The following is a 19,962-nucleotide window of genomic DNA, read 5'->3' on the forward strand; positions in this document are numbered from 1 at the left end:
ACGCGCGGCAAACTGTCACTCGATATTGGATGCGATTTGTTCGGGAAAAAACGGGTATTACGGCGTAATACCCGTTAACGGAAAACTTAAGCGTCCTGCTTACTAGGATTGTTAGTCCAGAACGGCAAGGATAGGATAAGCAGGCAAGCAAGCCAGCCAAGGAGTTGTTGGTTATATAGGGTATAGCTCAACGCAACGGGAAGGCCCTCGGATAAGCCGGGATGGGCTTGAATGAAATCGCGACCATCCAGAAAGGCTTTGGCTTCTCCCAGTATCAGTGCGATAGCGCCAAAACTAAGTAAATAAGCAAAGAACCGGTCACGGCGGCTTTGCAACCCCCCGCCAATTAGGCTATCAAACGCCAAAACTCGGCCATTGAATTTGCGCTCACTTAGCCATAAACAAGCAATCAAACCGATTACCCCAAAAGCCGGAACGGTGAATTGTTCGATCGGAAAGCTCAAATAACGGCCATTCATAGCCAGTCCGTAGGTTTTATAAAGCGCTAGCAATATAAAGATTAAATAACCGGCTCTCAAGCTATTGGCCAACTTAATGCAGCCTGATTTATCAATCAAAATATCGCTACCACGCTCAAGCAGTAGCGCGCCGAGAATTGTATTCGCGATTACCAGCGCTACGGTATAAAGCCTTTGCCAGGTGCTATAACTGGTGTACCAAAGAAAGTCGGCCAATGTCACCACGCAAACACTAAAGACTTGCGCCAGAGTGAAAAACGCTAACATGCGGATCAGCGAGACCTGCTCCAGCTTTTTGGCATACTTCACGATTGCCAGCAACCAGATCAGCGAGGCGACGGCAAAGCGGATCGGCCAATTGGGCGTTTCGTTGACCGGACCGGTCAACGGGAATACCGGTTCGCGGTCCGCCGAGAACAAGCCCCAGTTGGCGCCGACTACACCTTCCAACTCGCTTTTCCAGGGTTGGTTAAACGCTTCGACGATGTTGTAATCAAAACCATGGCGATTGGCGACCTGAATCATGCCGCGAATAAATTTGGCTTCGTTGACTACGCCGGGAATGGCCATGCCGCGCTGCCTGCCGGCACTGGGCCAGCCGGACTCGCCTATCAATATAGGTTTGCCGGGGGCGATGCCGCGGGCTTCGTCTTCCACCTGTTTGACAATTTTTTCCAGATGCTGCGAAGCGTTTTCCACTGAAATCGGCTCGTCTTCCCAGTACGGCAGAATGTGGATAGTGATGAAATCCACTTCATTGATCAGTTTGGGGTATTTCATATACATCGACCAAACGTCGGCGTAAGACACGGGTTGCTTGACCGCTTTCTTCACTTCGCGGATATAACCGATCAGTCGGTCGACATCCATATCACCACGCAACAGCACTTCGTTGCCGACGATCACTCGTTTCACGACGTCGGGGTTTTCATTGGCCGATTTGATCAACGCATTGACTTCATTACTGTTGTCTTTGTAACCGTAACCAAGCCAGGCGCCCTGGATCATTTTCAATCCGTGTTTGCGGGCTAACCCCGGGGTGGGTTGCTGGCCGCCAAGGCTGGAGTAAGTGCGGATGCTTTCGGTTTTGTCGGCCAGCAGGCGCAAGTCTTCATCGATATGCTCCGGCAACGGGAATTTTTCCTCCAGCGGACTAAAGCCCTCCCGGAACGGCGCGAAGGACAGGCTCATCAACTTGCCGGAGGGTACGTCAGTACCAGCGTCTTGCGGCTGATTGTTCAACCAGGCGAAACTGCCGTGAACTAAAAAAATGAAAATCAAACAAAGCAATACTCTGATGCTGGGCATAATCTGGCTGAGTGGTCTGTTGCAAAAATGTCGCGGATTGACTGGCAATAATCGCTCGTCATGGAATTATAAGGCATTAGCCGCCTTCCCGAATTACATCGTTTGGTAGCTGTGTAATAACGGTCAGGATTGTCGCGAGTTTATTAAATAATTACTGTACTTTACCCATGGGTTCTGGTTACAGTATCTGGCTTTTCTGATATTCGGAAACCTTTTTAAGGCTTCCGTCAATTCGTCTGTTTTATGAGGTTTTGTATGCATAAAAAGGTTATCCCCATTCTGTGTGGCGCCATCCTGCTTCCGGCGTCGCAATGGGCTATGGCAGCGGTAGACAAACTACCGGCGACCAATAGCGTCAAGATGGGTGCGGCAGAGGAAGTTTGTTCCGAATTTACCGATGCCAAGTGGCGTGATGCGCAAGTGATCGACGGAGTCGAAATACAAGAATCACGGATGTGTAACCCCGATAATCCTGCTGAAATCGCTGCTTTTGTTAAAGGCACCAATAACATTTCAATGTCTACCCTAATGGAGACACAACTCGCCGCTGATGCCATCACGCTCGGCGAAGATATGGACGGCGACGGCGACCCCGACCACTATATTATTAAGCTGGAAATTGCCGAACTGAACGGCCATTCGCCAGACATGAAAGATCCCACCACCACTTTTGACGTTGCCCCCGGCATCCAACCGACTTTCTGGGTCTACGCGCCGAAAACTCGCGATATGTCTACCTTGAGCTTGTACGAGCCGGTGGCGAACCCTTTATTGCGCGCGCCATCACCGACGATACGGGTCGAACAAGGCGATATTGTTTGGTTGGTTCTGGAAAACAGCCATTACTTTCCGCACTCAATCCACTTGCATGGTGTGGATCATCCGTACATGGATCATAGTGGTGAAGGTAACGATGGTGTCGGTCAAACCGGGCAGATGGATGTTTTGCCCGGCCAAAGCAAAACTTATGTGATCAAGCCGCGCCAACCCGGCACCATGTATTATCACTGCCATGTACAGCCGCACACCCATATTCCGATGGGTTTGCAAGGTATGTTTGTGGTCGAGGAAAATCGCCCCAATAACTGGGTACAGGTTTTCAATGTCGGTAATGGACAGGTTCGCCATCCCTCGGTAGCGGTCAAAGAAAAATATGCGGCCGAGTTCGATCTACACTATCAATCGGTTGATAAGGAATTGCATGAAATGGTGCGATCCGCTAATGATCCGCGGATCGTTGCCCGGCGGATGAATCAGGAATATGACATTACTGATGCTACCCCCGATTATTTCATGCTGAATGGTCGCTCATTTCCTTATACCTTAAGGGAATCGCTGATCCTGATGGAAGAAAACAAAAAGGTCAAATTGCGGGTGTTGAACGGTCATGAAGAAGCATTTGCACTGCACGTGCACGGTCACAAGCCGATGGTGACCCATTACGACGGCGTCGATAACGGTCCATCCTCTTATATTAAACGCGACGTGCACGGCATGGTGCCGGCCCAGCGTATCGATCTGGAATTGAGCGGGGTCGATGACGGTTTGAACAGCTTCGGCCAAGGCGTTTGGATGTTTCACGACCACGTCGAGAAATCCTTCACTACTAACGGTATCGGCGAGGGCGGCGACATCAGTTTGGTGGTATACAAAGGCTTTTCCGATGAGAAAGGTATCCCAAAAGTCCATGGCATGAGCTTAGCGCCTTACTTCACCAGAGAATTCTGGCAAGGTAAATATCCGGCCTGGCAGGATTACGATGCCTGGAAAAGCTTAGGCTTGCCGGAAATCAATAATAAAAAGCAAGTGGCTTTTGTGCCGCCACCGCCTCCCCCGTTGAATACGGGCGACGCTGCAGCGAAAGCGGAAGCAGCCGGAACTCAGTCGTCATTTCTCGGGCAATTGCTGTATGGCTTGATATTGGGTGGCTTGAGTTATGTCGGCTTTGCCAATCGCCAGCGGATCATGGCGATGTTTAAAAAGTAGTCTGTCACTGCTTCGCGTCAAACCAGCGCCGCTGCCGAGCTAAAGCCCGGCAGCGGCGTTTTGCTATCGGCCTACATGAAAGCCGCATGATGTCTTAAGCTGTGACGGTGATACAAAACAAGGCTGTATTGTTATGATCATGTCGAATTGTTCACCATCCTGCGCCCTAAAATCCGGCAAAAATTGGCGACCTACTGCCGTTGCTCTCATTTGGCACATCTCCCGCTTCCTGTCATTTGACCGAGACAATCAACTTTTTGATATCGGTTTGATCGCGCCTCTTTTCCCCGCGGCAAACAACTCGGCAATCCAGTCAACAATCAGGCAATATGCCGGACAATCACAATCGGGATTTGGGTGTTAGAATGCTCAGCCATTGATGTTAAGGGGACATTGTCGGCCATTGGTTGGCGCCATGTTCCGCAAGTAGGCGCTCGGATATCTAAGTAAAGAGGAAATTATGCGTAACTGGAAACTGTTGCCGGCGATCACTTTAGCAACCCTGGCGGCTGCTATTGTGCTATACGTCGCGTTCTACTTCGTGTTTCTCGATTTTTTCGTGGATTTATGGTGGTTCCGTTCGCTGGAATTCGAAGCTTACTTTTGGTTGAAATTACTCTACCGATTTATTTTTTCCGGTGCGGTTACTGCATTTTTCTTTGCTGTTTTCCTGTTCCACTTCTGGATTGCCTCTCGCTACCTGGGCCTGAACCCACCCGATGAAATATTGATGGACGATTCCAAGCGTCGGCGTTTTCAACGCTTTGCCGATGTGTTCATGAGCGGTTCGGCCCGAGTCTATACCCCCATTTCATTGCTACTTGCCGTAGTTATTGCTGTACCGTTCTATTTGCAATGGGAGCAGGCGCTGCTGTTTTTCTTCGGTAGCGCATCGGGTATCGTCGATCCGGTATACGGCAACGATGTCAGCTTCTACATGTTTTCCTATCCGATTTACATGCTGATTCAGAAGGAGTTGCTAACCACGGCGGTTATTGTGTTCTTGGCGACCGGTGTGCTGTACTGGATGGAGCATGTGTTTGTACCCAATCAAAGCAAGGAATTTCCACTGGGAGCGAAGATCCATTTGACGATGCTATTTGCATTTGTAGTGTTATTTGTGATTTGGGGCTTTTTGCTGGAACGCTTCGCCTTGTTATATTCGGCGGGTAATGAGCCGGTGTTTTTTGGCCCCGGTTTTGTCGAATTGCGTTACAAGTTGCCGATGATTTGGCTTGAAGTCCTGTTCTTTTTGGCGATTGCCATATCGGTAGTTTTTTACGCCTTGTCGGAGAGACATCGTAGCAAAACCCCGGTAATCGTTGCCTCCTTAGGGTTTTTGGCAGTTTGGGGCTTGCAAGGCTCCCATACCATACCGGAGTTGATTGAAAAATTTATCGTCAAGCCTAATTTTACCCGCACCGAAGGTGATTCGATTCGGCATAACATTGATGCCACCATGGCGGCATTCGATTTAAACAATATTAAAACCGTCGATTTTCAGGTCAATCTGGACGCCACCAAAGATATAGAAGCCTGGTCGACCAAAAAGCATTTCGAAAATATTCCGGTATGGGATCGCGAATTTCTGATCGACAGCTATATGCAGCTACAAGGAATTCGGCCTTATTATGGCTTTCCGACTGTCGATGAAGACCGATATTTCATTAACGGACATCATCAACAGGTCAATTTGGCGGCCCGTGAAGTCAACATCGACAAACTACCCAAAGAGGCGCAAAACTGGGAAAACACCCATTTGCGCTACACCCATGGGTACGGCGCGGTCATATCGCCGGCTGCTCAGGATGCCGGCATTCCTATCGTTTGGTACTTGCGCGATTTGAACATGACCTCGGATGTCGGATTTTCCGTGAAATATCCCGACATTTATTACGGCTTGGAGAAATATCGCTACGCGATCGTGCCAAACAATTTGGCTGTCACCGACATTTCCAGCACCGCGCCAGGGGAATCGCTGGATTATCAGGGTATCTCCGGCATACCGATTCCGTCGCTGTTCAGAAAAATGTTGTTCGCGTTTTATCTGAAAGACGAAAAAATCTTTTTCTCGCCAAACATATCCGCGCAAAGCAAGTTACTGCTGCGTCGTAATATCGACGAGCGAATTACCGCGCTAACGCCGTTTTTACATCTGGATAAAGATCCGTATTTAGTCGTTAACAAAGAACGCTTCTACTGGATACAGGACGCCTATACCTTATCCAATTATTACCCGGTCTCCAAACCGGCAGCCGACGATTATCTGGACGGCCAGCACAAGTTCAATTACATCCGTAACTCGGTAAAAATTGTGGTCGATGCCTATGACGGCAGCGTCGATTACTATATTTCCGACCCAAAGGATCCGATCATCAACGCTTATAACCGCGCGTATCCGGGCGTTTTCAAAAATTTGCGGGAAATGCCCGACGAGCTAATGCAGCACCTGCGTTATCCGCGCGACTTGTACTATATGCAGATGAAAATTTACGCTAAATATCATCAAAACAGCCCGGAGTTGTTTTATGAGCAGGCGGAAACCTGGCAATTCGCCTCCGTGGATGGTCAGCCGGTATTGCCCTATTTCATTACGATGGACTTTGATCGTTGCAACGATTTGGAGGAGTTTGTGATGATTAATCCGATGACCCCGATCCATAGGGACAATTTAAGCATGGTTGGGATTGCCGGCACAGTTGACGAAAAAAGTTGCGACCACAGTTACAAGCCGGGTATCACTATTTTCAAATTTCCTAAGGCTGTGCAGGTTAACGGACCATCTCAGGTCAATGCGCTGATCGATCAAAATCCGGAAATTGCCTCGCAGTTTACCTTATGGAATCAACAAGGCTCGGAAGTTAAAAAAGGCCGGATGGTGATATTGACTATGGGTAATTCGATTTTATATGTGCAGCCTATTTATATGCTGGCGACTAAAACCAAGATGCCTGAGCTGGCGCGGGTAATTGTGTCGGTAGGCAATCAAGTGGTGATGGACAAAACCTTGCAGGCGGCCTTCAGTCGGTTGAAGGACTTGTTTATTAAGGGCGCAGCCGGATCTGTTTCAGGGATTTCGGCAGCCGAAGGCAAATAGGCGATTCAGCTGCCTTCTCAGGGGCAATATCAGCCAATCAATGCAGCAGCATGGAGCAAAGCCGGTCTTCCAACTCCATTCGTTCAGCCAGCCGTTCGCCAAGCATGGATAAATCCTGCGCCAGATTCTCGGTATTAAATTTACGCCTGCCGTCATCGTAAGTGTCGCTGAAAGTGACAGCCGACGAGGTAGTGCTGGAGAATGCCGGATATATCTGTTCAGCGTGAGACAGCGCTGAAGTTTGATGCTGCTTTTCGGCTATTAGATGTTCGTAGATGCTGAAGTGACCAAACGATATGTAATCTATCAGCAATTGCGAAAACTCGGACAGCATCGGCCTAATCGCGTTCTCGCTGGAGAATGGTTTCATTTCGGCAAGTTGGCAATACAAAGCCCATACGGCGGAGCGTTCTTCCTGCAATGCTGTCACCAGATGCAAGTTATTTGAACTGGTGTTGTTAGCTACGGAATTCATTTCAGTCACGGCACGTCTCCCTTTGAAAATTGACGAACCTTAAATTTATGTGAATTATCATGAATATTCAACAATTGATTAAAATATAAGGGAATTTTTCTTAAAAACTGTGATTGACTTTGCACCATCAACTTTTATCTTTGTCGCATTGCCCTGTGAGGCCAAGCCGTTAATCCAGGCTTGGCGGTTAAAAAAACTGCCGCAAAAACGACCCTTCGCAATATACCGTAACGCTGACATTGCTGTGGTGATTAGCGGTGTGGGCAAAATTGCGATGGCTGGCGCGGTGGCTTATACGCTGGCGCAGTTTCCCGAAGTTACCCAACCTATTCTGCTCAATTTCGGTATCGCCGGGCATCGCCACCAGGCGCTAGGCAGTTGTTTTTTGGCCGATAAAATCACCGACGCTGAAACCCAACGGCGTTTTTATCCGCAATTGGCTTTCGAGGCTCCTTGCCAGACTCTACCGCTAATTACCTTGTCCAGAGCCGATGCCGAGTATAGCGACGACAATCTGCGCGATATGGAGGCTGCGGCGTTTTACGAAATAGCCGTTAAATTCAGCTCCAGCGAATTGATTCACTGTTTAAAAGTGGTATCGGATAATGCCGAATCGGCACTGGAGAATATCAATGAAGAATCGGTGACTGCGTGGGTGCAGGCGCGTTTAGCTAGCGTGGAAGCTATGATCTCTGCGCTGACTAAGCTCAGGGGAGCGTTGCCGGCAACGGGAACCGAGTTATACAAACAGGTGCTTCGTCAGTTTCATTTCACCGCGACTAATGCGGCCAAATTAAATACGTTGCTGAATCGCTGGCAAGTATTAAGTGCTGGTGCGGTGTTTGATTCAGGTGAGGCGAACGCTGGAAGCGCTGCAGAGCTGTTGGTTTGGCTGGAAAGCCAGATAGAGAAAAAACTGTTTTATTTGTAGATTTGCCTGATCAGGCGACGAGAGCTTGGCGGAGGTGAAAAAACAGGGTGTCCTGAAGCAAGACACCCTGCGCGTAATGAGTTACAGCAATTTTTTCAAAGCTTCTGTGCCTGCTTTCGCTTTAGCCAAATGTTCTTTGGATTCTTGCAAATTAGCAGCTTTAGCAGAAGAGATGGCTGCTTTCAGGTGTTGTCTAACTTTAGAGTTATCTCTGGCAACTTTATCGTTGGCATTGATTTCTTCGGAAATATCAGCCGCTTTTTTGATCAGACCTGCAACTTCAGCGTCTTCAGCGCCATTGTTAATCGCAGTCTCGGCAGTAGCAATACGCTCCAGAACCATATTGATTGCATCGATAGGTTTGTAGCTAGTTCTGCCTGCTTCGGCAACCGCAGCGGTAGAGAAAGAACCCATGGCAGCAGCTAAAGAGAACGCGATAACAGCACTTTTTAAAATTTTCATGTATTGAACCTCACAGTTATTTTTATAAGAACATATAGCTGCTAACCCAACCGCTTTAACCACTACATGTTGGGCCGGGATGATAGCACAGTTCATTCTGTTTGCTAGTCTGTTTATAGCGGTTTTTATGGTTTTTTCGGCGGTGGAAAAATGCCGCTGCGGCCTTATTCGACGCTGACTAGCAGCTTATCCAGCCATGCGCTGGGCAGCAGCCGTTTCAACCAAGCAAACAAATGTGTGGGCACTGTCACCCGGTAGCGAATTTTCGGCCGATTCGACTCCAAGGCATGCGCCACTTTTTCCGCGACTGCGGTGGCCGGTAACGTAAACGGTGCGGCCGGGCCGGGCTTTTGCAGCCGGGCTTCCATGGCTTTGTAGGTGTCTTTATGAAAACTATGCTCGGCATCGATATGTTTTTGATACAAAGCAAAGGCATTTTCCCGGAAACGGCTTGCTATCGGTCCCGGTTCGATCAACACGATATGAATGCCGGTGCCGCGCAATTCCAAGCGCAAGGTATCCGCCAAGCCTTCCAACGCGAATTTGCTGGCGTTATACGCGCCGCGAAACTTCATCGCCACGAACCCTAGTACCGAGCTGTTATAGATCACCCGGCCATGGCCCTGTTTGCGCATCAGCGGTAATAGCAGGTTGGTTAATTCGTGGGTGCCGAACAGATTGGTTTCGAATTGATGCCGCAGCACATCCCGACTCAAATCTTCCACGGCACCCGGCTGACCAAAGGCGCCGTTGTTGAACAGCGCATCGATCTTGCCGTCGGTCAGTGCGATTAGCTCACTCACTGCTTGGCAAATGCTACAAGAATCCGCCAAATCAAGTTGCAGACATTCGAAGCCTTCACCACGCAAACGCTCTACATCCTCGGGCTTACGCGCGGAGCAAATCACCCGGTGGCCGCGCTGTTTCAAAAACAGAGCGGTGTGATAACCGATGCCGGAAGAGCAGCCGGTGATAAACAGCGTTTTGCCGACAATCATGGTTGAACGAGATCAGCCTCGTTGAACAAAAAGGTTTTGCCGCTGCTGCAATTAATCAGAAAATTTAGCTGATCCGGTTTGCTTTTCCCGGTTAGTTCATCGGCTTCGATGCGTTGACACTCGCCGCTGGCTAAGGCTTTTTGTGCGGCCAGCCTTCGGAATTTTTCGACATCCGGCAGGCGCGTTTCGAAGGGTTTGACTTGCGCGGGTAGTTTTTCCGGGTCGTAAGGTGGGATGGCGAATGCGGAAAATTGCATGGGGTTTTGCTTAATTAGCGTCTGGGTCATTTCACTCTGAACTCTGGCATCTTGCTTATTTTTGGCGATGGCGTCGAGTTTGGCCTGGTGCTCGGCTTGTTCCTGCGCAGACTGCTGCTTTTTCAATTCGGCTTCCGCGGCTTGCTGCCTTTCCAGCGCATTTAAATCGACGCTGCTGCCGGTTTTAGTATTCATCTGCACCGCTTTGTGTTCCACCGTGCAGGGCGACGATTGATAATTAGTGTGACCGCTTGCGTCAGTGCATTTAAAAACCCCGGCCCAACTGTCGACGGACAGGAACAGGGCAAAAACGAAGAACAGATTTTTCATTGGATTCCTGTTGATTAAACGCTAGGGCAAAACTATTACTCAGCTCGCGATCAGTGTAAATAAATTTTTTCTATTGCTCAGCGCCAGTCTTGCATCGCGCAAAAAAGCGGTGGTTTTGCCGGCTACTAATTTCCGGGCATGAGCTTGACGGCGAAGTGTATCAGTCTTTTCGGCAATATCCAGCCGCTTCAAACTCTGATCGTTTGCGGGAATTAAAGTCGCACGGGGTTGAGACCGCGATCAACGATTTTGGCACCGGCTATTCTTCTTTGAATAATCTTCGCCGTCTGCCATTGGAGTTTCTGAAAATCGACAAATCCCTTGTTTCGGACGCTGATATGGCCGCGGAAAGTAAAGCCATTATTCGGGCGATTTCGGCCATGGTCAAAAGCCTGGGACTAAAAACCATAGCCGGAGGCGTCGAACGGCCCGCGCAAGAATTGATTTTGCGGGAAATGGCTTGCGAATTTGGGCAGGGTTATCCGCATGCCAAGCCGATGGCCTATGGCAAATTGCTGGAATTTAGGAGTTCCAGGGCTTTGGTTGAGACACTTTGAGGCATATTTCTATCTGCCAACGGTTGAGCTTTTAGCGGAATTGTTGAGTCCAACGTGCTTAGTCCTGCGACAGGCTCAGTACCCGCAGGGCATGGAGACGAGGTATGTTATTGATTCCGTTCGTGATCCACTGCAAGAATGCGGGAGTTCGCAGGAGCAGTTGCCGAGAGCTTGTGAAGTCACTTGTGCCCTTTAGGGTATCTGTGGAATCAACTTCTTCAGAGTTTCCGTAATGGCGGCTATTTGTTTTTGCTAGCCTAATGATTTAGTCCAACCAAACAAATTGGCGTGAAAATCACGCCAATTTGGCTAATGGGAAAGAGTTCGAAAGCTGTTATGCCGAACGGCGACGGTTGAACCCAAACAACCCGGCGATAGAAGTGCCGAACAACCATATCGCAGCCGGAACAGGCACGGGGGTCGCCGAAGTGACAAAATGGCCGTCGTCGGCTAAACCGTTCCCGGCAGTAAAGCCATAATACAACTGATGACCAGCTGCCACTGCCGTACCCAGGTTGCTTAAATCCACTGACGTAGCGGTGACAGAAAACGTGCCCAAATCTGCATGGTAAATAGTGCCGGTCAGATCGCCAGTTTCATCCTGCAAACCCGATGGCGTGTAGGTAAAAGTAGCGCGCCATTGCCAGTTTGGGTCTCTGATTGAATCCCCCAAGCCTGTTTCGGTGTAGGCCAGCGGATTGACATCGCCATTTTGTAGAATCTGAATACTGGGAGATTCCGGTTCGCCGCCGAAATTAAATGTATCGACAGCGAATGCCAGGCTGTTTGATAGTCCGGCGTAGCCCAAATCCGAACCGCCGCCGCCAATACCGGGTGCATCCGATAACGTGAAAGTTAAACCGTCTCCGCGAATACCGGTGTTGGCCGGAATAAAGAAATGAAAGTCAAAGCTGAAGGCTTGGTTGAGGTCTAGCGTGATCGCGGCCGGAGCAAATCCGGCGCCGGCGCTACCGCCAGTTCCCGGTACGGTCAACTCCAAGTTGCTGTAGGTAAAGCCATTGCCGGGAGTCGCGTTGATTGCAGTTGCCGAGCCATAAAGGCTCCATGTGCTGAAGTCTGTAAAGCCCGCTGCCAAACTCACACCTTGCGCGGAACTTGCGGTCGGTATGGCGGAAAGTGCCAATAAAGCTGAAGGTAATAAAATTTTAAATTGCATGGCGTTCTCCGAAGTTGCTGCGCTGTTGGTCTATCGTTTGATTTCAAGGGTTTGCGTAGTCAGTGCCTAAAGGTTTTCGACTATTCGTAAAACCACCAGCAAAATTGGCGCCACTCATGGTTAAGTGTTTAAAACTAATCGGGTTATTGAAGAGCGGCAGCGGAAGCCGCGTTGATTTTGGTCGCCAGTGTAAAAAAAACCAACACTTTCGCTTGGATGCTACAGCGAATTGATTGATGGTACCGCCACTTCGTTCAATGGTGTCGATGAGCATCCCGGCAACAACCGCCAACGCTCGGTTGTTGCCTCCGAGCTTTTCAGCGGCGCCATTTTATCCGTTGGCGGTGCCCACGAAACGTTTATGGCTACCGACAAGCGGTTTTGCCGTGCCGCTAAGCTTCTCGGTGGCAGCCATCAGCGCTGCTTAAACACCACCATGTGACAGTCGTATTCATCAAGCCGGCAAGTTATACTGCCCGCCAATTTTCGACCTAAGAGCACTATGCAACCCTACCTGGATCTCCTCGCCGACATCATGGCTAACGGCATCGACAAAAGCGATCGCACCGGTACCGGTACTCGCTCCTTGTTCGGTCGGCAGATACGCTACAACTTGGCGAACGGCTTTCCGCTGTTGACCACCAAGAAGTTGCACTTCAAATCCATTGCTTACGAATTGCTATGGTTTTTGCGGGGCGATACCAATATCCAATATTTGAACGATCACGGTGTAACGATTTGGGATGAATGGGCCACGCCGGACGGCGAACTGGGGCCGGTATACGGTGCACAGTGGCGTAACTGGTTGGGGCCGCATGGCGAGCGTTACGATCAGATGCAGATTTTGCTGGACGGTTTAAAAAACAAACCGGATTCGCGCCGGCATATCGTCAGCGGTTGGAATGTGGCATTTTTGCCGGATGAAACCGTAGGCCCGCGCGAGAATGCTGCTGCCGGGCGCATGGCCCTACCGCCCTGCCATGTGTTGTATCAATTTTATGTGGCGAACGGGAAGTTGTCCTGCATGATGACCCAGCGCAGTGCCGATTGCTTTTTGGGTGTGCCTTACAATCAGGCTAGTGTGGCGTTGTTGACACATATGCTGGCGCAACAATGCGACTTGGACGTGGGTGAGTTGATCATGTCGTTCGGCGACGTGCATATCTATCGCAACCATTTCGAGCAAGTTGCATTACAACTCAGCCGGCAACCGTTGGCGCCGCCGCAACTGCAATTCAAGCGCCGGCCGGAATCGCTATTTTCCTATGAATTTGCCGACTTCGAGTTGCTGGGTTATCAAGCGCATCGGCATATCGCCGGTGCTGTTTCAGTTTAGGGAAGTAGGTAGAGACGCTGAATCATGCGTCTCTACCTAATTTTTAATCACTAATGGATCTAGCGGTTTGTTACTGAGAATTTACTTGTTGCCGGCCTTGATATGGCCGACGGCTTCTTCCGCCGCTTTCGTAGCTACGTCGGCATGGCCCATTTTGCCGTGCTCGATCGCGCTTTCCAACGATTTTACCCCGGCATCGAGATGCGTTTTATATTCGCCCTTGGCGACTTCGGCGCCTTTTTTGGCATGGGTTAAGGCGGCTTCGGCATGTTCCACCAAAATCGGGCTATGGCCGGCTTTACCGTGAGTGACCGCCTGATTTGCGTGCTCCAGTGCCGCGGCAGCGTGTTCTTCGGCGAATACGCCGGTGCTAGCGAACAGTAATGCACTAATAGAAATAGCTGTAAATATTTTCATAATTCCCCCGAATTGAATTGTTGTGATTTTTCGCACCCGTTCTGAGTGCTAGCTAGTGACTTGATGCGCGGGAGATTGGTTCCAAAATAAATGTGGCAATTTAAATTACTCGTTTTCTTATCGCTTTAGCGGGCGAATAAGGACGCTACCAATGTTTACCTTGCAAGCCGGGATAATCCTGGAAAGCTTGGCTTTGAATCCATTTTTGAGCATGAATAACGAAAAACGCCTGTTGATATTCCAGCGCTTGGCAGAAGCCACGCCCAATCCGACCACCGAACTAAATTTCACTACCCCGTTCGAATTATTGGTGGCGGTGGTGTTGTCGGCGCAAGCGACCGATAAGGGCGTCAACAAGGCGACTGCCAAGCTGTTTCCCGTTGCGAATACCCCGCAGGCGATCCTGGCCTTGGGTGAAGACGGTTTAAAGGAGCACATCAAAACTATCGGCTTATTCAACAGCAAGGCGGCAAATGTCATAAAACTTTGTCAGACTCTGCTGGAACAGCATGGCGGAGAAGTGCCGCGAGAACGGGAAGCCTTGGAGGCGCTGGCCGGAGTGGGCCGCAAAACCGCGAATGTGATTTTAAACACAGCATTTGGCGAACCGACCATTGCCGTGGACACGCATATTTTTCGGGTTGCCAACCGAATCGGTCTGGCGCCGGGCAAAAATGTACTGGAAGTCGAGCGGAAGCTGGATAAAACCGTGCCCAAGCAATACAAGAAAGACGCACATCATTTATTGATTTTGCACGGTCGCTATATTTGCGTGGCCAGGAAGCCGCGTTGCGGTGCTTGCTGCATCGCCGATGTCTGCGAATTTAAGGCAAAGAATTTAGACTGAATATGCAATAATCAGAGTAGAGCCATAAAGATTACGCGTCAGTCGTAAGCCCCGGCAGTTATATGCTGGAGCAATATAATTAAAAAATCACACGAGAGGATAAACGCATGAAAAAATTTAATAAATCTCCGCTGGCCGCCGCGATGGGCGGTGCGCTTTTGTCCGGTATGGCTGTCAACGTGCAAGCCGATGCCAACCCATTCGCTGTTTCCGAGCTGTCCAGCGGCTATATGCAAGTTGCCGACAATCATTCCAACGGCAAAATTAGCCAAGGCGCCTGCGGTTCCAACGCGATTGACGGCAACGGCGTTAAAAAAGGCGACGCTAAAAAAGCCGAAGTCAAGAAAACCGAAGGCTCATGCGGTGAAGGCATGTGCGGCGGCATGATGAGCGGCGGCAAAATGAAGAAAGGCATGGAGAGCGCTTGCGGGGCAATGATGAAGGGTAAAGAAGGTGCTTGTGGCATGGGCATGATGACTGGCGGCGGCATGATGAGTATGGGCAGCATGGGCGGTATGGATCACGGTGCCGACAAATCTAAAAAAGCCGAAGAAGGCAGTTGCGGCGCTATGATGGGTGGCGACAAAAAAGCCGGCGAACATAGCTGCGGTGCCATGATGAAAGGCGAAGAAGGCAGTTGCGGAAGCAAAATGGATGCCGACAAAGCGGCCAGCCATTAATTTCGACTCATCGCCAATAGACCGACACTATGGATTTTAATGATTTACAGCAGCTGGTTATCGATTACGGCTATCTAGCCTTGTTTATCGGTACGTATCTGGAAGGCGAAACCATTCTGGTCATCGCCGGCTTTTTGGCGCATGGCGGCTATTTGCAGCTGGAATGGGTGATGCTGACGGCGTTTTTAGGTACCTTTGCCGGCGACCAGACTTTTTTCTATCTGGGCCGTTGGAAAGGTATCGCTTTTCTGGAGAAACGTCCGCTTTGGCACAGCAAAACCGACAAGGTTTTCGATTTGCTGCACAAGCATCAGATACCGGTGATATTGGGGTTTCGCTTTCTCTACGGCGTGCGTAACGTCACGCCGTTTGTGATCGGTGCCAGCAAGATTCATCCCTTGAAGTTTTTCTTGCTGAACTTCCTCGGCGCCGGCATTTGGGCGATAGCTGTCGGGTATCTGGGCTACACCTTCGGCGAATTTGCCGAGTCCATCATGGGCCAGGTCAAAAAATACGAAATGTATATCCTCGGCGTACTGGTTGCCATTGGCGTGGCCTTATTTTGGCGGTCTACGCACAAACCAGAAGCGCCGGAAGAGTAAGCCATGGATAGCGTTCGCAATCTCGTTCACGGTGCCGGCTTGGGTTTAAGGCGGTCATTTTTGGGTGAGATTGTCGAGCAACCGCCCGGTAACGTCGATTTTTACGAAGTGGCGCCGGAAAACTGGATGACCATAGGCGGCAAGTTCGGCAAGCAGTTTCGGGCCATGACCGAACGTTTTAATTTTGTCTGTCATGGCTTGTCTCTGTCGATAGGCAGCAGCGATCCGCTCGACGAACAGTTCGTGCGCGAACTTAAACTGTTCATGCGCGAACACGGTATCAAGTTCTACAGCGAGCACCTCAGCTATTGCAGTCACGGCGGGCACTTGTATGACTTGATGCCGATGCCGTTTACCGAAGACGCGGTTAAGCATGTCGCCGCGCGTATCCGCAGGGTGCAGGATATTCTGGAACAGCGCATGGCTATCGAAAATATTTCCTATTACGCCGCGCCGGGACAGGAAATGGCCGAGATCGATTTTTTCAACGCGGTAGTCACTGAAGCCGACTGCGATGTGCTGATCGACATCAACAATATCTACGTTAACAGCGTCAATCACGGCTACGATGCCGAGACCTTTCTGCGGGCCATGCCTGCCGAGCGCATCGCTTACGCACACATTGCCGGTCATTATGTGGAAGCAGAGGATTTTCTGGTCGATACCCACGGCGCGCCGGTGATCGATCCGGTCTGGACTTTGCTGGGCAAGGCTTACGAGCTGTTCGGCGTATTCCCTACCCTGCTTGAGCGGGATTTCAACATTCCTTCCTTGCTTGAGTTAAGCAGGGAAGTCGATACCATCCAAGCCATACAGCAGCACTATGCGGCTGACCGGCAAAAACAGGTGGCCTGATGGCTGCCGATTTTCAGGCTACCCAAGGCCAATTTGCCGCTTATATTCGCGATCCGCAAAATAACCCACCGCCAGCAGATGTCGAGCCACGGCGCATGGCGATGTATCGGGAGTTGTTTTTCAATAATATCGACAGTTTTATTGCCAGTAATTTTCCAGTATTACGAGCTATCCTCGATGACACGCAATGGCTGGAAATCACCCAGGATTTTTTTACCCGGCATCGCTGCGAAACGCCCTATTTCTCGGAAATTGCCGAAGAGTTTTTGGCCTATCTGCAAAACGAACGACACAACCCGGACGATTATCCGTTTATGCTGGAGTTGGCGCATTACGAATGGGTGGAAATGGCCTTGTCGATTGCCAAGGACACACCGATATTGGGCGACAGCAATTTTCTGGAGAACTTATTGCCGCGCAACATGGCGTTATCGCCCTTGGCCTGGCCGCTGCTGTACCGCTATCCGGTGCAGGCAATAGGCCCAGGCTTTTTACCGTTAGAGCCGCCGGAGCAACCCACTTGTTTGATCGTTTACCGCGACAGTCTCGACAGCGTGCATTTTCTGAAAACCACCGGTTTGACGATACGCCTGCTGCAAATTTTGCAAGATAAAGGGCCAATGACGGGGGAGAGTTGTTTGCGAACGGTCACCACGGAATTCCCACAACTCGATAGCCAAGCCTTAATGGTCAACGGTCCCCCCATGCTGCGGGAGTTAGCCGAGAAAGGTATTCTTATTCCAGCTGTTGACGCCTAAAGCTGTGTACCCAGACCAGTCCGTCCTCGTTCCACTCCATGCCGCTGTGCATTTTCAGTATTAAGTCCTTATACATTGCCAAGTTCGGATAACCTTCCGCCCTGGCATCCGCATCGCTCATATCCCCTATTCTCTGCCGCTCCACGCTAGTTATTTCAAATACTACGTCTTCCAATACAAAGGTTTCGCCGGGGTAAGCATATAAACCGTCGCGGCGTTGCTGGGTTTTTTCGCCGGCCAACGTTGCCGCCACCAATTTCGGGTGACGAACCAATCGATCGATGCTGCAAGATTTTTCGGGGTATTGAGTCATGAAAGCGAATGTCCTTGTAATACTGGATAAAACAGCTCGGCACTTTAAAAGCCTTGAACACGCATTGCAAGCGACATCCGTTAGCAAGTTCGCAAATTAAATATAAGTTGTGGGATTAGAACTACAGTTTAACGGAGGCTTTGTAGATAAACCTACTTTTCCTGCCTATACTTTTTTTCCAAGTTGAATTCAAGGCCACTGAACCGAAATGATCGGCGGCAAGTGTGCTGCGAAATCATAAAAAACCAGGGAGATTAAGCCAACATGTCTATATTTCAATTCGCAATAATGATTTGCGTTGCATTGATTTCGGCAGGAATCGCCGCTTGGATCACCAAAGGACGCTGTATTACCGCCGCCCAAAACACCTTGGCCGACAAAGCGCCCGCCTTATCGATAGCCGAAGTAGAAAAATATATTTGCGGTCTGGATCGGTTTGCCGAGCAAGTCACGCCGGTATGGGCAGCGCAAATCGATTCGACCCGGCAACAAATCGAGCAGGCGATTACTTTGTTGACCCAACGCTTTGCCGGGATCACCAGTAATCTGGATACGGCTTTGAGATCTTCTCATTCCACTCTCGGTGGCAATGGCGAAGAGGTATTCGTAAACAGCAACGCCCATTTGCAAAAAGTAGTTAGCTCCATGGATGCGGCCTTGCAAGAGAATTTGGCGGTCTTGCAAAAAATCCGCTCCTTGGCTGGATTTATAGATGAATTAAAACAGATGGCCAAGGAGGTGGCGCGGATTGCCGAACAAACCAATCTGATTGCCTTAAATGCCGCTATCGAAGCGGCTCGAGCGGGCGAAGCCGGCCGCGGTTTTGCCGTGGTAGCGGATGAGGTTAGAAAGCTATCCAACTTGTCCGGCGAAACCGGTAAGCAGATCGGCTCCAAAGTTGAGCAAGTTAGCTCAGCTATTCAAACCGCGTTGGTAGCGGTGGAAAAAAGTGCGCAAAACGAGGCCGAAGCCGTATCGACCTGTAACGGCAATATTCAAACAGTAATGGATAACTTGCATGATGTGTTTGCCAAATTGCAGAGCTATTCCAGCAACCTAAGCCATTCGGCGCTCGCCATAAAAGGTGAGATAGACGAATCCTTAGTGCATTTTCAATTTCAAGATCGGATCGGCCAAATTCTGCAACACGTCAAAGACAGCATTGCCGATTTCCCCAAGCAACTCAACCGCAGCCATGCCGGTGGCGTATTTGCATTGCAGCCGATAGATGCGGATCACATTTTAAGCGGCTTGACCAGTACCTACACCATGGAATCCGAACACCAAGCCCATGGTCATGGCGGTCGAACAGTTGAACCTCAAACGCAAGAAATTACTTTTTTCTAGGATTTAAGCATATGGCAAAAACGATATTGGTAGTAGACGATGCGGCTTCAGTCCGTCAGGTAGTAGGTATTGCGCTGAAGGGCGCCGGTTATGAGGTGATAGAAGCGTGTGACGGCAAGGATGGGCTAAGTAAGCTCAACGGCCAGAAGATTCATCTAATCATATCCGACGTCAATATGCCTAACATGGATGGCATTACCTTCGTTAAGGAACTCAAGCAGCTGCCGGCCTATAAATTTACCCCGGTAATTATGCTGACCACCGAATCCCAGGAAGGCAAAAAACAGGAAGGCCAGGCGGCGGGCGCCAAAGCCTGGGTGGTCAAACCGTTTCAGCCCGCGCAAATGTTAGCGGCGGTTTCCAAGTTAATTTTGCCTTGATAGGCGTATGAAGGGCGGAGTTTTCCGCTGTTTCATGCTGTTACTTCAGCCATTTCCATCGAGATCGCCCATGCCAAGCCTAACTATTAAAGACGAGTTAACCATTTATACCGCGGCGGATCAGAAATCCAACCTGCTGATGTTTCTAACGGCGGGTGACGATTTGGAAATCAATCTTGCCAACGTCACCGAAATCGATACTGCCGGCCTACAGTTGTTGATTCTAATCAAACGGGAAGCCGCGCATTTAGGCAAAAGCCTGCGCTTCGTGATGCACAGCAAAGCCGTGTTGGATGTATTGGAACTAGCGAATCTGACGGGTGCTTTTGGCGATCAGGTTGTACTGACCCAAAATTAAGGAGTATGCGAA

General features: G+C 49.9%; 21 protein-coding genes. 13 read left to right on the top strand and 8 right to left on the bottom strand.

All coding sequences use genetic code 11. From position 1 onward, the window contains the following. Window positions 1-86: 86 nt before the first annotated feature. Window positions 87-1,787 (bottom strand): glycoside hydrolase family 17 protein, encoded by a 1,701-nt coding sequence (locus METH11B_RS0113485; RefSeq protein ID WP_026602471.1) that lies wholly within the window; start codon window positions 1,785-1,787, stop codon window positions 87-89. 255 nt (window positions 1,788-2,042) lie between these two features. On the opposite strand from METH11B_RS0113485, the gene METH11B_RS0113490 reads away from it, so the two are divergent. Continuing rightward, window positions 2,043-3,773, top strand: coding sequence for a multicopper oxidase domain-containing protein (locus METH11B_RS0113490; RefSeq protein ID WP_026602472.1), 1,731 nt, complete (start codon window positions 2,043-2,045; stop codon window positions 3,771-3,773). 460 nt (window positions 3,774-4,233) lie between these two features. Continuing rightward, on the top strand, window positions 4,234-6,870 hold the full coding sequence (locus METH11B_RS0113495; protein WP_026602473.1) for a UPF0182 family protein: 2,637 nt from the start codon (window positions 4,234-4,236) through the stop codon (window positions 6,868-6,870). 37 nt (window positions 6,871-6,907) lie between these two features. Here METH11B_RS0113495 and METH11B_RS0113500 read toward each other — a convergent pair whose 3' ends face one another. Next, on the bottom strand, window positions 6,908-7,345 hold the full coding sequence (locus METH11B_RS0113500) for an Rsd/AlgQ family anti-sigma factor (RefSeq protein ID WP_026602474.1): 438 nt from the start codon (window positions 7,343-7,345) through the stop codon (window positions 6,908-6,910). Window positions 7,346-7,454: 109 nt separating this feature from the next. Between METH11B_RS0113500 and METH11B_RS0113505 the strand changes: the two genes are divergently transcribed. Beyond that, the gene (locus METH11B_RS0113505; RefSeq protein WP_026602475.1) at window positions 7,455-8,276 is read left to right on the top strand and encodes a 5'-methylthioadenosine/S-adenosylhomocysteine nucleosidase family protein; all 822 of its coding nucleotides are present in this window, start codon (window positions 7,455-7,457) and stop codon (window positions 8,274-8,276) included. A gap of 81 nt (window positions 8,277-8,357) precedes the next feature. Here the strand turns inward: METH11B_RS0113505 and METH11B_RS0113510 are convergent, their stop codons facing one another. From METH11B_RS0113510 to METH11B_RS0113520, 3 genes are all read right to left on the bottom strand, one after another. Then, window positions 8,358-8,834, bottom strand: a complete 477-nt coding sequence (locus METH11B_RS0113510; protein ID WP_231499616.1) for a hypothetical protein — start codon at window positions 8,832-8,834, stop codon at window positions 8,358-8,360. A gap of 68 nt (window positions 8,835-8,902) precedes the next feature. After that, window positions 8,903-9,736, bottom strand: a complete 834-nt coding sequence (locus METH11B_RS0113515; protein WP_026602476.1) for an SDR family oxidoreductase — start codon at window positions 9,734-9,736, stop codon at window positions 8,903-8,905. After that, window positions 9,733-10,323 carry a DUF4124 domain-containing protein gene (locus METH11B_RS0113520; RefSeq protein WP_026602477.1) on the bottom strand — a complete coding sequence of 197 codons (591 nt, stop codon included), beginning with the start codon at window positions 10,321-10,323 and terminating at the stop codon, window positions 9,733-9,735. Before METH11B_RS0113520 ends, METH11B_RS0113515 begins: the two co-directional genes overlap by 4 nt. 89 nt (window positions 10,324-10,412) lie before the next feature. Between METH11B_RS0113520 and METH11B_RS0113530 the strand changes: the two genes are divergently transcribed. Next, complete coding sequence (locus METH11B_RS0113530) at window positions 10,413-10,880, top strand: EAL domain-containing protein (RefSeq protein ID WP_269319479.1); 468 nt, start codon at window positions 10,413-10,415, stop codon at window positions 10,878-10,880. A 334-nt stretch (window positions 10,881-11,214) separates the two neighbouring features. Here the strand turns inward: METH11B_RS0113530 and METH11B_RS0113535 are convergent, their stop codons facing one another. Beyond that, window positions 11,215-12,057, bottom strand: a complete 843-nt coding sequence (locus METH11B_RS0113535; protein WP_026602479.1) for a PEP-CTERM sorting domain-containing protein — start codon at window positions 12,055-12,057, stop codon at window positions 11,215-11,217. Between the two features lie 502 nt (window positions 12,058-12,559). Between METH11B_RS0113535 and METH11B_RS0113545 the strand changes: the two genes are divergently transcribed. Next, window positions 12,560-13,393, top strand: coding sequence for a thymidylate synthase (locus METH11B_RS0113545; RefSeq protein WP_026602481.1), 834 nt, complete (start codon window positions 12,560-12,562; stop codon window positions 13,391-13,393). A gap of 81 nt (window positions 13,394-13,474) precedes the next feature. Here the strand turns inward: METH11B_RS0113545 and smbP are convergent, their stop codons facing one another. Beyond that, on the bottom strand, window positions 13,475-13,810 hold the full coding sequence (smbP, locus tag METH11B_RS0113550; RefSeq protein WP_026602482.1) for a small metal-binding protein SmbP: 336 nt from the start codon (window positions 13,808-13,810) through the stop codon (window positions 13,475-13,477). A 211-nt stretch (window positions 13,811-14,021) separates the two neighbouring features. On the opposite strand from smbP, the gene nth reads away from it, so the two are divergent. From nth to METH11B_RS0113575, 5 genes are all read left to right on the top strand, one after another. Then, on the top strand, window positions 14,022-14,657 hold the full coding sequence (nth, locus tag METH11B_RS0113555) for an endonuclease III (protein ID WP_026147118.1): 636 nt from the start codon (window positions 14,022-14,024) through the stop codon (window positions 14,655-14,657). A gap of 107 nt (window positions 14,658-14,764) precedes the next feature. Further along, window positions 14,765-15,337 (top strand): hypothetical protein, encoded by a 573-nt coding sequence (locus METH11B_RS0113560; protein WP_026602483.1) that lies wholly within the window; start codon window positions 14,765-14,767, stop codon window positions 15,335-15,337. Between the two features lie 29 nt (window positions 15,338-15,366). Continuing rightward, window positions 15,367-15,939 carry a DedA family protein gene (locus tag METH11B_RS0113565; protein WP_026602484.1) on the top strand — a complete coding sequence of 191 codons (573 nt, stop codon included), beginning with the start codon at window positions 15,367-15,369 and terminating at the stop codon, window positions 15,937-15,939. 3 nt (window positions 15,940-15,942) lie between these two features. Further along, on the top strand, window positions 15,943-16,794 hold the full coding sequence (locus METH11B_RS0113570) for an HvfB family MNIO-type RiPP peptide maturase (protein ID WP_026602485.1): 852 nt from the start codon (window positions 15,943-15,945) through the stop codon (window positions 16,792-16,794). Beyond that, window positions 16,794-17,552, top strand: coding sequence for an HvfC family RiPP maturation protein (locus tag METH11B_RS0113575; protein ID WP_026602486.1), 759 nt, complete (start codon window positions 16,794-16,796; stop codon window positions 17,550-17,552). The genes METH11B_RS0113570 and METH11B_RS0113575 overlap by 1 nt, the downstream gene beginning before the upstream one ends. On the opposite strand, the gene METH11B_RS0113580 is transcribed toward METH11B_RS0113575, so the two are convergent. Beyond that, entirely contained in the window at window positions 17,530-17,865 is a 336-nt protein-coding gene (locus METH11B_RS0113580) for an ASCH domain-containing protein (RefSeq protein WP_026602487.1), read from the bottom strand. The two genes, METH11B_RS0113575 and METH11B_RS0113580, sit on opposite strands and share 23 nt — an antisense overlap. A 264-nt stretch (window positions 17,866-18,129) precedes the next feature. Between METH11B_RS0113580 and METH11B_RS30000 the strand changes: the two genes are divergently transcribed. The 3 genes from METH11B_RS30000 to METH11B_RS0113595 all read left to right on the top strand — a co-directional run bounded on the left by METH11B_RS30000 (window position 18,130) and on the right by METH11B_RS0113595 (window position 19,950). Next, window positions 18,130-19,212, top strand: a complete 1,083-nt coding sequence (locus METH11B_RS30000) for a methyl-accepting chemotaxis protein (RefSeq protein WP_269319480.1) — start codon at window positions 18,130-18,132, stop codon at window positions 19,210-19,212. A gap of 11 nt (window positions 19,213-19,223) precedes the next feature. Beyond that, entirely contained in the window at window positions 19,224-19,592 is a 369-nt protein-coding gene (locus tag METH11B_RS0113590; protein ID WP_020484376.1) for a response regulator, read from the top strand. A gap of 70 nt (window positions 19,593-19,662) precedes the next feature. Then, window positions 19,663-19,950, top strand: coding sequence for an STAS domain-containing protein (locus tag METH11B_RS0113595; RefSeq protein WP_020484375.1), 288 nt, complete (start codon window positions 19,663-19,665; stop codon window positions 19,948-19,950). Window positions 19,951-19,962: the final 12 nt, after the last annotated feature.

The organism is Methylomonas sp. 11b, from assembly GCF_000515215.1.
GTDB lineage: Bacteria > Pseudomonadota > Gammaproteobacteria > Methylococcales > Methylomonadaceae > Methylomonas.